We start from the raw sequence: 14,046 nt of genomic DNA, 5'->3' as shown, positions 1-14,046 counted from the left end.
CGGAGTGGGGAGCCGGTACGACGGCCCCGTGCGACCGGCACAGAGCACTCGCCGGCGGTCAGCGTCCGCTGAAGGAGGCCGCACTCCATGAGTCCTTTCTCCGGCTCCGCGTCCCGCACCCGGGAGTGGCGCCATTTACGGCTGACGCGGGACGGCGGCGTCGCGACGGTCACGCTGGCCCGCCCGGCAAAACTCAACGCGCTCACCTTCGGCGCCTATGCCGATCTGCGCGATCTGCTCGCCGAGTTGTCCCGGGAGCGCTCCGTACGCGCCCTGGTGCTCGCCGGTGAGGGCCGGGGCTTCTGCTCCGGCGGCGATGTCGACGAGATCATCGGTGCGACCCTCGCCATGGACACCGCACAGCTCCTCGACTTCAACCGGATGACCGGGCAGGTGGTCCGCGCGATCCGCGAGTGCCCTTTCCCTGTCGTCGCCGCCGTGCACGGGGTCGCCGCCGGCGCCGGCGCCGTCCTCGCGCTCGCCGCCGATTTCCGGATCGCGGATCCCTCCGCCCGCTTTGTCTTCCTCTTCACCCGGGTCGGTCTCTCCGGCGGTGACATGGGCGCGGCCTATCTGCTGCCCCGGATCGTCGGCCTCGGCCACGCGACCAGGCTGCTGATGCTCGGCGAGCCGGTACGCGCTCCCGAGGCCGAGCGGATCGGCCTGCTCAGCGAGCTCACCGACGAGGGCCGGGCCGGCTCCCGGGCCGCGGAGCTGGCCCGCCGGCTCGCGGACGGACCGGCCCTGGCCCACGCCCAGACCAAGGCGCTGCTCACCGCCGAACTCGACATGCCGCTCGCCGCCGCCGTCGAGCTGGACGCGGCCTCCCAGGCACTGCTGATGAACGGCGAGGACTACGCGGAGTTCCACGCGGCCTTCACCGAGAAGCGGCCCGCGAAATGGCAGGGCCGCTAGCCATGGCCCGCGCACCGCGTATCGCGGTCATCGGCGGCGGACCCGGCGGACTGTACGCGGCCGCACTGCTCAAGCGCCTCGACCCGGCGCGCGAGATCACCGTCTGGGAACGCAACGGCCCGGACGACACCTTCGGCTTCGGAGTGGTCCTCTCCGACGAGACCCTCGGCGGTATCGAGCACGCCGATCCGGTGATCCACCGGGCGCTCCGGGACGAACTCGTCCGCTGGCACGACATCGACATCGTGCACCGCGGCCGGACCCTCACCTCGGGCGGTCACGGCTTCGCCGCGCTCGGCCGGCGGGAACTGCTGGAGATCCTGCACAAGCGGTGCGCGTCCCTCGGCGTACGGCTCCGCTTCCGCACCGAGGCCCCGCCGGCCGCCGCGCTCGCCGCCGACCACGACCTGGTGATCGCCGCGGACGGTGTCCACAGTCTCACCCGTGAGGCGCACGCCGAGGTCTTCGTCCCGCGGATCACCACTCATCGCTGCCGCTACATCTGGCTCGCCGCCGACTTCGCCTTCGACGCGTTCCGCTTCGAGACCGCCGAGACCGAACACGGAGTCATGCAGCTCCACGGCTATCCGTACTCCCGCCCGTCAACCGCCGACCGCCTCGCCGGCGACCACGGGCCGCGCGCACGGTCCGGCGCGAGCACCGTCATCGTCGAGATGCGCGAAGAGGTCTGGCGGGCCGCCGGATTCGCCGAGCTCGACGAGCGGCAGTCCACCGAGCAGTGCGCCAAGATCTTCGCGGACGCGCTCGACGGGCGCCCGCTGCGCTCGAACGCCTCCTCCTGGACCGCGTTCCGTACCGTCGTCACCGCACGCTGGAGCCACCGCAACACGGTGCTGATCGGCGACGCCGCACACACCGCCCACTTCTCCATCGGCTCCGGCACCAAGCTCGCCGTCGAGGACGCCCTCGCGCTCGCCGCCCGTATCGAGGAGGAGCCGGACCTGCCGGCCGCACTCGCCGCGTACGAGAGCGAGCGCCGTCCGGTCGTCGAGTCGGTCCAGCGCTCGGCCGCCGCCAGTCTTCGCTGGTTCGAGGAGCTGGCCGGCCACACCGGCCGGCCGCCGCGCCAGTTCGCCTTCGGCCTGCTCACCCGCAGCCGCCGGGTCACCCACGGCAATCTGCGGCTGCGCGACCCCGGCTTCACGCGGCTCGTGGAGGAGGACTTTGGCTGTCCGCCCGGCACGCCGCCCATGTTCACGCCTTTCCGGCTCGGCGGTCTCACACTGCGCAACCGTGTCGTGGTCTCACCCATGGACATGTACTCCGCCACGGACGGCGTCCCCGACGACTTCCATCTCGTCCATCTCGGTGCGCGCGCCCTCGGCGGCGCGGGCCTCGTGATGACCGAGATGGTCTGTGTCAGCGCCGAAGGACGGATCACTCCGGGCTGCACCGGCCTCTACACCCGGGAACAGGCCGACGGCTGGCGCCGCGTCACCGACTTCGTCCATACGCGCTCACCCGGCACGGCCATCGGTGTGCAGCTCGGACACGCGGGACGCAAAGGCTCCACCCGCCTCATGTGGGACGGCATGGACGAGCCGCTGCCGTCGGACAACTGGCCGCTGTCCGCCGCCTCACCGCTGCCGTACCGGCCGGGCGTCAGCCAGCTCCCGCACCAGCTCGAACCTCGTCAACTCGGCACCATCCGCGAGGAGTTCGCCACGGCGGCCCGACGGGCCCAGCGCAGCGGCTTCGACCTGCTGGAACTGCACTGCGCGCACGGCTACCTGCTCTCCGGATTCATCTCTCCGCTCACCAACCGGCGCACCGACGCCTACGGCGGTTCGCTCGAAGGCCGGCTGCGCTTCCCGCTCGAAGTCTTCGACGCCGTACGGGCCGACTGGCCCGGCGACCGGCCCATGACGGTCCGGATATCCGCCACCGACTGGGCGCCGGGCGGGACCACCGAGGAGGAGTCCGTCGAGATCGCCCGTGCCTTCGTCGCGCACGGCGCCGACGCGATCGACGTCTCGACGGGACAGGTCGTCTCCGACGAGCGGCCCGAGTACGGCCGCTCCTACCAGGCGCCCTTCGCGGACCGGATTCGTAACACGCTGTCCGTGCCGGTCATCGCGGTGGGAGCCATCTCTTCCTGGGACGACGTCAATTCACTGCTGCTGGCGGGCCGCGCCGACCTGTGCGCGCTCGGCCGTCCGCATCTCCACGATCCGCAGTGGACCCTGCACGCCGCCGCCGCACAGGGATACGAAGGGCCCGGCGCGCCCTGGCCGCTCCCGTACCGCGCGGGCAGCCGCCCGCCTCCGGCCGGCCGCGCCGGCGATCCCGGGCCGCGTCTCACTCCGCGGCGGCCGGCCGCATGACGAACGCCGCTCCCAGGTCCCGCAGCCGGTGGTGGAGGTGGGCGAACACCTCGGCGGAACGCTCTCCGGGCCAGTCCGGCGGCAGCAGTTCCACCGGCAGACCCGGGTCCGTGTACACCAGCCGGCGCCAGGAGCCGAGGGCGAGCAGATAGTCCCGGTAGGCGTTCTCCGGCGAGACCACCTCGCGCTCCTCCCAGGCGCGCAGCACCGGCGCGTGCGCGTCCAGGAAATCCTGGTGCTGCCGGGCGATCGTCTCCAGGTCCCACCAGCGGGCCGCGGCCCGCGCCGTCGGTTCGAAGCCGAGGTGCCGGCCGCTGAACAGGTCCACGTACGGGTCGAGTTGGAGCCGCCGCAAGGTGTGACCGGTCTCCTCGTGGAGCCGGCCGGGCGCGATCCAGACACCGGGCGCCGCCGTCCCGAAACCGAGCCGGCCAAGACGCGACCGCAGCAGATGACGCTTGTGGCGCTCGGCCTCGGGGACGGAGAAGACCGCCAGCAGCCAGCCGTCGGAGAGCCGTGGCGAGGGACGGGCGTAGATCCGGCGGTCGCCGTCGTCGAGCACCTGACGCGCCTCGGCCGACAGCGCGTAACCCGCCGCGCCCTCCGCCGTACGCTCGGGAACGAGCAGGCCGCGCCGCTTGAGCCGGGAGACCGAGGAACGTACCGAGGGCGCGTCCACACCGAGGGCTCCCAGCAGCCGGATCAGTTCGGCGACAGGGAGCGGGGCGTCGTCCGGCGCCCGGCCGTACGCGCCGTACAGGGTGAAGATCAGGGATCGAGGGGTGTGCTGCTCGGCCACGCGATCACTGTAGAGGAGGCGACACCACGAGCGGCCCGCCGTGTCAGACGGGCCCAGGGCCGCGTAGCCGGAAGCGCTGGAGTTTGCCGGTCGGAGTGCGCGGGAGAGCGGTCAGAAAGGTGATCGCGCGCGGACATTTGTACGGCACCAGTTGGGATCTGACGAACTCACGCAGCTTGTCGGCCGTCTCCTCACCGCCCTCCACCTCGGCCCGCAGTACGACATACGCCGCCACGATCTGGCCGCGCAGCTCGTCATGGCGGCCGACGACCGCCGCCTCCAGTACATCGGGATGGGCCAGCAGCGCCTCCTCCACCTGCGGACCCGCGATCTTGTAACCGGCCGAGACGATCATGTCGTCCACGCGGGCCACATAGCGGAAGTAGCCGTCCGGCTCGCGTATGTACGCGTCTCCGGTCAGGTTCCAGCCGCCGCGCACATAGTCGCCTTGGCGCGGATCGGCCAGATAACGGCAGCCCACCGGACCTCTGACGGCCAGCAGACCCGGCTCTCCGTCGGGAACCGGGGCGCCGGAACGGTCCACGACGCGTGCCTGCCAGCCCGGCACCGGCACACCGGTCGTGCCCGGTCTGATCGCCTCGTCGGCCGCGGACAGGAAGATATGAAGCAGCTCGGTGGCGCCGATGCCGTTGATGATCTTCAGTCCGGTCCGCTCGCGCCACGCGTGCCAGGTCTCGGCGGCCAGATTCTCGCCCGCCGAGACACAGCGCCGCAGCGAGGAGATGTCATACGCGCCGGCCTCGTCCAGCATCAGCCGGTAGGCGGTCGGCGCGGTGAACAGAACCGACACCCGGTGCTCCGCTATCGCGGCCAACAGCGCACGCGGATGGGCCTGTTCGAGCAGTAACGCGGAGGCGCCGGCGCGCATCGGGAATATCAGCAGCCCGCCGAGACCGAAGGTGAAGCCCAGTGGCGGGCTGCCGGCGAAGAGATCGTCCGGCTCCGGCCGCAGCACCTGACGCGAGAAGGTGTCGGCGACGGCCAGCACATCCCGGTGGAAGTGCATGCACCCCTTGGGCCGGCCCGTCGTTCCCGAGGTGAAGGCGATGAGCGCCACATCGTCCGCCGCGGTACGCACCGCCGCGTACCGCCCGGGCGCGCTCTCGGCCAGCCGCAGCAGATCGTCCGGCGCGGCCCCGCCGTATGTGGTGATCCGCAGCCCCGGCACCTCGGCCTCGATCAGATCGTCCACCGACCGTATGTCGCACAGGGCATGGCCGACCCGTGCGATCTCGCACATGGCGGCCAGTTCCGGCGCCCGCTGCTGGGCGAGGACGGTCACGGCCACCGCGCCGGCCTTCAGCACCGCCAGCCAGCAGGCCGCCAGCCACGGCGTCGTAGGACCGCGCAACAGCACCCGGTTTCCCGGCACCACGCCCAGCTCGGAGGTAAGGACATGGGCGATGTGGTCGACGTGCCCGAGCAACTCGCCGTACGTCCAGACCTCTCCGGCCGCTGTCCGGAAGACGGGACGGTCCGCTCCGAAGCGTTCGACGGTGCGATCCAGCAGCTCCACGGCGGAGTTGAGCCGCTCCGGAGAAGGCGGCTCGGAAGCGACCGGGAGGAGCCGTGGCCACTGCTCCGAGGGCGGCAGACTGTCGCGCGGAAAAGTGTCGATGTGGGCCGACGGTGTCAGCTCCATGGTCCGCCCCCTTGTCGTGGTGGGGTCGCCCATCGAGCGTATCGTGAAGATGACGACAGTCAACGGTCCGCGATAGACCTGCGCCGAAGTGGGGGCTCGGATGCCCGTATTCTCACTCGATCCGGTACAGACCGCCTGGTGCGCCGAGTTGCGCGCTCTCGCCGGTGAGCGGCTGCGGCCACTCGCCGACAGCGGCGAGCCGGGCCGGGTCAACCGGAGCCTGATCGCCGCTCTCGGTGAACACGGCTTGCTGGCAAGGATGTTCACCTCGGGTGCGCTGGATCTGTGTCTGCTGCGTGAGTCCCTCGCGCACGGCTGTACGGAGGCCGAGACCGCGCTCGCGCTCCAGGGGCTCGGCACCTGTCCGGTCGTCCGGGCCGGTACCGCGGACCAGCGCGCACGCTGGCTGCCCGAGGTGACCGCCGGCCGTGCGGTGGCCGCCTTCGCGCTGAGCGAGCCGGGCGCCGGATCCGACGCGGCGGCGCTGGCCCTGCGGGCCGTACCGGACGGCGACGGCTGGCTGCTGACCGGCGAGAAGAGCTGGATCTCCAACGCTCCCGACGCCGACTTCTACACCGTCTTCGCCCGTACGGACGGCGGCGGCCGGGCCCGTGGGATCACCGCCTTCCTCGTCCCGGCGGACCGTCCGGGACTGACCGGCCGTCCGATCGAGATGCTCTCTCCGCACCCCATCGGAGCCCTGTCCTTCGACGCCGTACCGGTGACCGGCGAGGATGTCCTCGGAGAGGTGGACGGAGGCTTCCGGGTCGCCATGGACACCCTCAACCTGTTCCGGCCCAGTGTCGGCGCCTTCGCCGTCGGCATGGCGGCGGCCGCGCTGGACGCGGCCCTGGAACACACCGCGAGCCGCCACGCGTTCGGCGGCCCGCTGAAGGACCTGCAGTCGGTCGCGCACCAGGTCGCCGAGATGGCGACCCGCACCGAGGCGGCGCGGCTGCTGGTGTACGCGGCCGCCGCCGCGTACGACGCGGGCGCACCAGGGGTGCCGCGCCGCGCCGCCATGGCGAAGCTGTACGCGACCGAGACCGCTCAGTATGTCGTCGACGCGGCCGTCCAGTTGCACGGCGCCCGCGCCCTTCAGCGAGGCCATCCGCTGGAGCACCTCTACCGCGAGGTCCGTGCCACGCGCATCTACGAAGGCGCCACCGAGGTCCAGCGGACCATCATCGCCAAGGAGTTGTACGGATGAGCCTGGAGCGAATCAATCCCGCCGGACTCGCTCCGGCCAGCGGTTTCTCGCACGCCGTCACCGCCACCGGCGGCCGGCTGGTCTTTCTGGCCGGCCAGACGGCGCTGGACGCGGAGGGAGAAGTCGTCGGGCGGAGTCTTCCCGGCCAGTTCGAGACGGCGCTCGGCAATCTGCTCGGCGCTCTCGCCGCGGCGGGCGGCGCTCCGGCCGATCTCGCCCGGGTGACCGTCTACACCACCGATGCCGGGACCTACCGCGCTCACGCGGCCGAACTCGGCCGTGTCTGGCGCCGCCTGGCTGGCCGTGACTATCCCGCCATGGCGGTGATCGGAGTCGTCCGGCTCTGGGACGAACAGGCCCTGGTCGAGCTGGACGGGATCGCCGTACTGCCCTGACGGCCGCGCGGCGGATCCGGTGCACGCCGACCCGGACCGCTCGAAGGCGTACGGGACCCATCGGGCCGATCACGGCCATGTCCGTCCTTGGCATGACCTGCCTGCCATGCCCGTCCCCGGCGAGGGTACCCGAGAAGGGACAACACGCCGCCGGGCGAAGGGAGTTCGCGACCATGCACAGCGTGAAGCGATGGCTGGACCGGAGTGTGCCCGCGCAGGCCGTGCTCCTCCTGCTGCTGGTCGCGGGAGCGACCAGACTGATCCGTCCGGAGCTCTCCACCACACATTGGCTGGTCCAGAGCGCGGTCTGGACGGCGTTCGCCATGGTGTTCGTTCTCGTACGGCGGCGCCAGGACCGCTCCGTCATGGGCGGCGCCTCGGCCGGTGAACACGTCTCGGTCGAGCGCAAGCTGCGGCGCTGCCAGATCCCCGAGGACGCTCGCGAGCGGGAGTCCATGCGCAGGCTGGTGGCGTACCGGCGGCGCCAGATGACCAGGTACGCGTGGACACTGGTCCCGCTGTTCGCGGTGCTGGTGCTGCTGCCGGTCGTGTGGGCCGTTCAGGGCGTCTGGACGACGGCGGTGCTGTGGCTGCTGTTCGGGCTGGTCTTCGGTAGCTGGGTGTTCTCCGCGCGCCGCCACAATCTGAGCCGTATCCGGCACATGGACGAGGCACTGCGCGCCGCCGACCGTGTCCCCGCCGGCGTCGGACGGCCCGCTCACCACGCCTGACGGACGGGGCCCTTGGTCCCGTGGCAGGGACCAAGGGCGTCCCGTTCCGACGGGAAGCGCGCCGCCGGCGGCTACGGGACCAGGGCCAGATCTACTTGCAGCGCCTCGATCGCGCAGCCGACGAGCAGATCACACTGCTCCTGGCCGGTGATGCGGTGTGCCGCCAGGAAGATGTTCCAGACGGCGTCCTGCCGCCTGTCGTGCTCGGTGGCGAAGTCTCTGGCGAGAGCCTGGGACAGATGGTCGCTGTACAGACTCGCCCGGTTGCGCGGGTCCTTGAACGCCCGTGAGGCGGCCTCCGCGCAGCGCAGGAAACGGAGCATGTCCGGCTGTCCCAGTTGGGTGTGGATCAGGTCGAGGAGGTCACGTGCGACAAGGATGCTGTAGGGCCATTCGGCCTTGCGCCCGATGCGCGCCGTGAGTGAGTCGCGGAGCTCGAAGTTGAAGTCGAAACGTTCAGTCATGTCGCGTTGGTAGCGGATATTGGGCGCTCAGTGGTGCACGCCATACCGTGAAACGCCGAACTTCATCCCGATGCGCGGCGACTTCACCCCGATAGGCGCAGTGGCCGCCTTGTCCTTGCGCCAACCGGCCCATCCCGGGCATGGGCCTTTCGGGTGCTCTCGCGGGACGCCGGAACCGGCTCCGGCGGCCGGTTGTTCCGCCGTTCCGCCACGCGCGCTCAACGGCCCGTCGGGCCGCGCGTCACCGGACGACGGACGCGGCGTCCGTGACGGAGGAGCCGGGCCGCGCGGCGGACCGGCCGCCCCAGACCTGTTCCGCGTCCAGACCGCGCATCCTCTCCAGCACACCGGCCTCGGCCGGCACCATCCACAACAGCCGCTGCCCGACATCCGCGGTGTAGATGCTGTTGCAGCTCACCTCGACGACACCGAGCGCGGGATGGACGATGCGCTTGGACTCCTCGTGCCGTACCGAGACGTCGTGGACGTCCCAGAGACCGGTGAATTCCTCGCTCGCCTCGCGCAGCCGACGGATCAGCTCGGCACACAGGGCGTCCCGGCCCCGCCGGGCGGCTGCCGCGCGCAGGTCCGCCACCAGGAGACCGCTGTGGTAGGCGTGGTCCTCGACGGGATAGAGACCGCGGACCACCGGATTGGCGAACCACTGGTAGACAAAACTGGCCTCGACACCACGGCCACCGGACTGAGATCCGATCAGTACCTCACAGAGCTGGTTCTGCACACGGATCTCATGCAGATCCGTGATGATCATCGCGGGCGTGTCCTCGAAGCGGTCCAGAAGCTCCAGCAGAGCCCGTTGCATCTGTACGGGCTCGGCACCGAGCGGTGCCTGGTGTCCCGCCAGGTGGTACAGATGTGTGCTCTCGTCCGCGCTCAGCCGCAGAGCCCGGGCCAGCGCCGTGAGGATCTGCTGTGACGGGCTCTGGCCACGGCCCTGCTCCAGTTCGATGTAGTAGTCGACGGACATGTCCGCCAGCCGGGCCACCTCGTCGCGGCGCAGTCCGGGGACCCTTCTGCGGCCGCCGTCGGGAAGACCCACGTCCGCGGGTCGCAGCCGGCCGCGACGTGACTTGAGGAACCCGCCGAGCTCGGCATGATCCATGACATGACTCCGTTCTGGAGTATCAAAGTGCGCCCGTCAGGGGTCGTCGGCCTCCTCGCCGGCGTGGTGCACAGGTTCTTTACGATCCGATGACCATGCAAGCAGACCGATATTGACAGCGTGTATGCGGGGTGTTGACGACAGGATGCCTCAGGGCCGTGCGGCCGTGACCCCGGCGGCCCTCAGCCGAGCTCCGGCCGGAGGTCCTGCAGTCCGACGACGTCCAGCAGCGCCAGCAGTCCGGCCGCGGTTCCGCCGGGCGGCGCCGTGAACCACAGGAGCCGCTGACTGAGGTCGGCGGTGTGGAGATGAGTGAGATCCAGCTCGATGACGCCGAGGGCCGGATGCGCGAACCGTACCCGGCCCTCCGTAAGGCCGGATCCTGGAAGGTGTGTGTCCCACAGCGCCGCGAAGTCGTCGCTGAGCTCACGGAGCGTGGCCACCAGTCCGGACGCACGACGCGCGCTCGCCGGGCGCAGCGTGGCCGCGCGCAGGTCCGCCACCAGAGCGCGGCCGACCCGGCGGTGGTCCTCGGCGGGAAAGATCTCGCGAACGCCGGGATCGGCGAACCAGCGGTGCACAAAGCTTCCCGGCAGACCTCGTCCGGCCGTCAGGTCACCCAGCAGCGTGACCGACAGCGGGTTCTGCACCAGTACCTCCGCCAGATCGGTCATGACCAGGGCCGGAGTGTCGCTCAGCCGGTCCAGCAGGATGAGCAGGCCCGGCTGGACATGCGCGGCGGCGCCGGCGTCCGGCGGCGTACGCCCGGCCAGGCCGAACAGCTCACCGCGTTCGCGCGCGCCGAGACGCAGCGCCCGCGCCAGTCCCGCGAGGCTGAGATCGGACGGCCGGGATCCTTTGCCCTGCTCAAGCTGGGTGTAGTAGTCCAGCGAGAGCCCTGCCAGCCGAGCGACCTCGTCGCGTCGCAGCCCCGGCACCCGGCGGCGCGCTCCCGATCGCAGGCCCACCTCTTCCGGCAGGGTCCCGTTACGGCGGGAGCGCAGGAAGAGGCCCAGCTCGGCAAGGTTCATCAGGCCAGTGTGAAGGGCCGGAACGACGGCATCCAGGGGCGCCAAACCCCACCTTGGGCGCAACCCTGGGGTTGCCGACCCCAGGGTGACCAACACTCTTTTCCTTGTCGTCGGCTGCTGTGAATGTGGTTCTCGCCGGGAGGAAGTGAGCCTCTCGCTCTCCGCTCCGAACCACTGCTCCGAACGCCTGCTCCGAACCCTTGAGGAAGTGCCCGATGCGTGCTGCCGTCGCGACTGCCGTCGATGCTCCGCTGTCCCTTGTCGAACGCGAGACGCCCGAGCCCGGGCCGGGCGAGGTACTGATCAAGATCACCGCGTGCGGTGTGTGTTTCTCCGACCTGAACCTGGTCCGCGGTCACTATCCCTTCGCCCGCTTCCCGGTCATTCCGGGCCATGAGATCACCGGCTCCGTCGCGGCTGTCGGCCAGGGCGTGACCGGGCTCGCCGTCGGAGACGCGGTCGGCGCCCAGTTCCTGTACGACTCCTGCGGGCACTGCGACTACTGCGTCAGCGGCGAGCAGATCCTGTGCCCCAAGAAGCGGATCACCGGTGTCGTCGCGGACGGCGGCTACGCCGAGTACGCCGTCTTCAAGGCCGGATACGTCACCCCGCTGCCGGCCGGCCTGGACCCGGTGGCCGCCGCGCCGCTGATGTGCGCCGGTATCACCGCCTTCAACGGCCTGCGCAACGGAGGCGCGAAGGCCGGATCCCGTGTCGCGGTCATCGGCGCGGGCGGCATCGGAGCCCTCGCCATCCGGTACGCCGTCGCCATGGGCGCTCGGGTAGCGGTGATCGGCCGGTCGCGCCGAGGTGAGGAGCAGGCGAAGGAACTGGGCGCCGAACTGTTCATCCCCAGTGCCGACACGGATCCCGCCGTCGCGCTCAAGCAGTGGGACGGCGGTGCCAACCTGGTGCTCAACGCGGCGCCGTCCACGGCCGCGGCGGCGGCGACCCTCGGCGGTCTGGCGCCGGACGGCACACTGCTGCTGTGCGGCTACGGCTCCGAGCCGCTGACCCTGCCCACGCAGCCGATGGTGCTCAACCGGCTGCGGGTGATGGCCTCACCGTCCGGTTCGCCGCACAACCTCCGCGAGACCCTCGCGTTCTCCGCAGCCCACAACATCCTTCCCCAGGTCACGCCCATCGCTCTCGACCAGGCTCCGGAGGCACTGGAGGCGCTGGGCGCGGGCGGTGGCGGCGGCCGCTCGGTCATCACCTTCGGCTGATCGCGCACACCTCTTCGGCGGGCCTTTCTCTGTCTTTCCGCCACTCAACCCATCACATCGACATGCGTCACTTCTGCATGCGTCACATCGACATGCATCACATCTGCATGCATCACATCGACTGGAGACCGTCATGAGCAAGACCATCATCATCACCGGCGCTGGTTCTGGCTTCGGAGCACTGGCCGCGCGTGCGCTGGCCCAGGCCGGTCACACCGTGTACGCCGCGATGCGCAACACAACGGGCCGCAACGCCGACCGCGTCGCCGACGCCAAGGCCTATGCCACCGAACACAACGTGGACCTGCGCACCGTCGAACTCGATGTGCTGTCCCAGGAGTCCGCCGACGCCGCCATCGCCACCGTACTCAGCGAGGCCGGCCGGCTGGACGTCATCGTCCACAACGCCGGACACATGGTCACCGGACCCACCGAAGCCTTCACTCCGGAGGAACTGGTCGCCGTCTACGACACCAATGTGCTCGGCACCCAGCGCGTCAACCGGGCCGCACTGCCGCATCTGCGCGCCCAGCGCGACGGACTGGTGCTGTGGATCGGCTCCACATCGACCAAGGGCGGTACGCCGCCCTACCTCGCTCCGTACTTCGCGGCGAAGGCCGCCATGGACGCCCTGGCCGTCTCCTACGCGGCGGAACTGGCCCGCTTCAACATCGAGACCTCCATCGTCGTTCCCGGATCCTTCACCTCGGGCACCAACCACTTCGCCACCGGCGGCCGTCCCTCCGAGGAGACCGTCGTCCCGGCCTACGAGGAGCACTACGCCGGGCTGATGGACCAGGTCTCCCAGCGGCTGGCCGCCCTCGCACCGGCCGACGCGAATGTGTCGCAGGTCGCCGACGCGATCGTCGAGGTCGTCGGCACCGAGCACGGCAAGCGCCCTTTCCGTGTCCACATCGACCCGGCCAACGACGGCAGCGAGGTCGTCAGTGCCGTCGCCGACCATGTGCGCGCCGAGTTTCTCACCCGCATCGGGCTCCAGGACCTGCTGTCCCCGCACAACGCCTGACCCCCGATCCGGCGGGATCCGGCCGGGCGGGGCCATGAGCCCCGCCCGGCGCCTTCCCGCTACGCGGCCCTCGCACCCGTCCGTCCGGCCGCTCCTTGGCGCTACGGCGGATGCCACGGTGACCTGGCCCGTGGCGCGGCCGGCCGTCATCGTTGTGGTGTGCGCCCTGCTCACCGCCTGCGGCGCCGTGTCGCAGGGCGAGCCTCCGCCAGGTGCCGCGTCCGTCAACTCCTCACCCGCACATCCTCTGGAGACTCCCATGACCGCCATCCCGGTCCCGGTACCCGTACAACTGGCACTCGACGCGGCGAACGACGGCGACACCGAAGCCTTCCTGGACACCTTCACCGCCGACGGCGCCGTCGACGACTGGGGACGTGTCTTCCGGGGACGGGAGGCCATCCGCGGCTGGAGCGACAAGGAGTTCATCGGCGTGCGCGTCACTCTCGCTGTGACCGGAGTGCGCCAGTCGGGAAACCGTGTCACGGTGAGCGCCACAGTCGGCGGCGACGGCTTCAACGGACCGTCCGACTTCACCTTCGTCATGGCCGAGGACGGTCTGTCGCTGATGCGGATCACCGGCTGATCCCGAGGCGGTCTGCCGTCGGCAGGCCGTCATGTGTCCGGCGCGGTCAGTGATTGGGCTTCGCGCGGCTCAGGGCGACCAGGACCTCTTGGGCATGAGCTGTGGAGGCGAGGTCGCCGAGCGTGATCAGCCCGACCAGACATCCCTCGTCCACCACCGGAAGTCTGCGCACCGAGTGCGCCATCATCAGGCACGCCGCCTCGCACACCGACACATCGGAGGCGACGGTGACCGGCACACCCGAGACCGCGGAGAGCGCCGTGGCGGCTCCCGCGATCGTGCCTTCGGCCGCGATACGTACCGTGACATCGCGGTCGGTCAGGATTCCGTGCAGCGCGCCTTCGGATGTGATGAGTACGCATCCGACATTCGCGTCACGCATACAGGACGCGACGGATGTGATCGACGTGTACGGAGGCACGGTGATGGGGCCGGTGCTCATCAAGTCGCGTACGAGTTGCATGAGGCGTTCCCAACGGCCGGTGAACCTGCCCCTCATTCAGTGTGGATCAGGCCGCGTCCAGGCGCATC

The 14,046-nt window shown here is 70.5% G+C and carries 14 protein-coding genes; 8 read left to right on the top strand and 6 right to left on the bottom strand.

Translation table 11 applies throughout. From position 1 onward, the window contains the following. The first annotated feature begins 87 nt into the window (after nucleotides 1–87). Together PV679_RS22410 and PV679_RS22405 are read left to right on the top strand one after the other, a co-directional pair. Entirely contained in the window at nucleotides 88–915 is an 828-nt protein-coding gene (locus PV679_RS22410; RefSeq protein WP_319682140.1) for an enoyl-CoA hydratase family protein, read from the top strand. After that, on the top strand, nucleotides 900–3,260 hold the full coding sequence (locus PV679_RS22405) for a bifunctional salicylyl-CoA 5-hydroxylase/oxidoreductase (protein ID WP_319682139.1): 2,361 nt from the start codon (nucleotides 900–902) through the stop codon (nucleotides 3,258–3,260). The genes PV679_RS22410 and PV679_RS22405 overlap by 16 nt, the downstream gene beginning before the upstream one ends. Here the strand turns inward: PV679_RS22405 and PV679_RS22400 are convergent. Both PV679_RS22400 and PV679_RS22395 read right to left on the bottom strand, forming a co-directional pair. Continuing rightward, a complete protein-coding gene (locus tag PV679_RS22400) occupies nucleotides 3,235–4,059 on the bottom strand; it encodes a PaaX family transcriptional regulator C-terminal domain-containing protein (RefSeq protein ID WP_319682138.1) in 825 nt (274 codons plus the stop codon). The two genes, PV679_RS22405 and PV679_RS22400, sit on opposite strands and share 26 nt — an antisense overlap. Nucleotides 4,060–4,102: 43 nt before the next feature. Further along, nucleotides 4,103–5,722: an AMP-binding protein gene (locus tag PV679_RS22395; protein ID WP_319682137.1), complete on the bottom strand. Its 1,620-nt coding sequence runs from the start codon at nucleotides 5,720–5,722 to the stop codon at nucleotides 4,103–4,105. Nucleotides 5,723–5,822: 100 nt separating this feature from the next. On the opposite strand from PV679_RS22395, the gene PV679_RS22390 reads away from it, so the two are divergent. The 3 genes from PV679_RS22390 (at nucleotide 5,823) to PV679_RS22380 (ending at nucleotide 8,058) form a co-directional block, all read left to right on the top strand. Continuing rightward, on the top strand, nucleotides 5,823–6,932 hold the full coding sequence (locus tag PV679_RS22390) for an acyl-CoA dehydrogenase family protein (protein ID WP_319682136.1): 1,110 nt from the start codon (nucleotides 5,823–5,825) through the stop codon (nucleotides 6,930–6,932). Further along, nucleotides 6,929–7,327 carry a RidA family protein gene (locus PV679_RS22385; RefSeq protein ID WP_319682135.1) on the top strand — a complete coding sequence of 133 codons (399 nt, stop codon included), beginning with the start codon at nucleotides 6,929–6,931 and terminating at the stop codon, nucleotides 7,325–7,327. Before PV679_RS22390 ends, PV679_RS22385 begins: the two co-directional genes overlap by 4 nt. 173 nt (nucleotides 7,328–7,500) lie before the next feature. Beyond that, complete coding sequence (locus PV679_RS22380) at nucleotides 7,501–8,058, top strand: hypothetical protein (protein ID WP_319682134.1); 558 nt, start codon at nucleotides 7,501–7,503, stop codon at nucleotides 8,056–8,058. 71 nt (nucleotides 8,059–8,129) lie between these two features. On the opposite strand, the gene PV679_RS22375 is transcribed toward PV679_RS22380, so the two are convergent. The 3 genes from PV679_RS22375 to PV679_RS22365 form a co-directional block, all read right to left on the bottom strand. Next, nucleotides 8,130–8,522: a hypothetical protein gene (locus PV679_RS22375; protein WP_319682133.1), complete on the bottom strand. Its 393-nt coding sequence runs from the start codon at nucleotides 8,520–8,522 to the stop codon at nucleotides 8,130–8,132. A 241-nt stretch (nucleotides 8,523–8,763) separates the two neighbouring features. Further along, the gene (locus tag PV679_RS22370; RefSeq protein WP_319682132.1) at nucleotides 8,764–9,645 is read right to left on the bottom strand and encodes a helix-turn-helix transcriptional regulator; all 882 of its coding nucleotides are present in this window, start codon (nucleotides 9,643–9,645) and stop codon (nucleotides 8,764–8,766) included. A 182-nt stretch (nucleotides 9,646–9,827) separates the two neighbouring features. After that, nucleotides 9,828–10,676, bottom strand: a complete 849-nt coding sequence (locus PV679_RS22365) for a helix-turn-helix transcriptional regulator (protein WP_319682131.1) — start codon at nucleotides 10,674–10,676, stop codon at nucleotides 9,828–9,830. Between the two features lie 215 nt (nucleotides 10,677–10,891). Between PV679_RS22365 and PV679_RS22360 the strand changes: the two genes are divergently transcribed. The 3 genes from PV679_RS22360 to PV679_RS22350 all read left to right on the top strand — a co-directional run bounded on the left by PV679_RS22360 (nucleotide 10,892) and on the right by PV679_RS22350 (nucleotide 13,515). Next, a complete protein-coding gene (locus tag PV679_RS22360; protein WP_319682130.1) occupies nucleotides 10,892–11,902 on the top strand; it encodes an alcohol dehydrogenase catalytic domain-containing protein in 1,011 nt (336 codons plus the stop codon). 133 nt (nucleotides 11,903–12,035) lie between these two features. After that, nucleotides 12,036–12,929 carry an SDR family NAD(P)-dependent oxidoreductase gene (locus PV679_RS22355; protein WP_319682129.1) on the top strand — a complete coding sequence of 298 codons (894 nt, stop codon included), beginning with the start codon at nucleotides 12,036–12,038 and terminating at the stop codon, nucleotides 12,927–12,929. A gap of 118 nt (nucleotides 12,930–13,047) precedes the next feature. Further along, nucleotides 13,048–13,515 carry a nuclear transport factor 2 family protein gene (locus PV679_RS22350; protein WP_319682128.1) on the top strand — a complete coding sequence of 156 codons (468 nt, stop codon included), beginning with the start codon at nucleotides 13,048–13,050 and terminating at the stop codon, nucleotides 13,513–13,515. Between the two features lie 46 nt (nucleotides 13,516–13,561). Here PV679_RS22350 and PV679_RS22345 read toward each other — a convergent pair whose 3' ends face one another. After that, on the bottom strand, nucleotides 13,562–13,978 hold the full coding sequence (locus PV679_RS22345) for a CBS domain-containing protein (protein ID WP_319682127.1): 417 nt from the start codon (nucleotides 13,976–13,978) through the stop codon (nucleotides 13,562–13,564). Nucleotides 13,979–14,046 lie beyond the last annotated feature (68 nt).

The sequence above is a fragment of the Streptomyces sp. AK02-01A genome, from assembly GCF_033795305.1.
In the GTDB taxonomy this organism is placed as follows: Bacteria; Actinomycetota; Actinomycetes; order Streptomycetales; family Streptomycetaceae; genus Streptomyces.
Note: the sequence above shows the minus strand (reverse complement) of the source record. Positions and strands in the feature narration are given on the sequence as shown.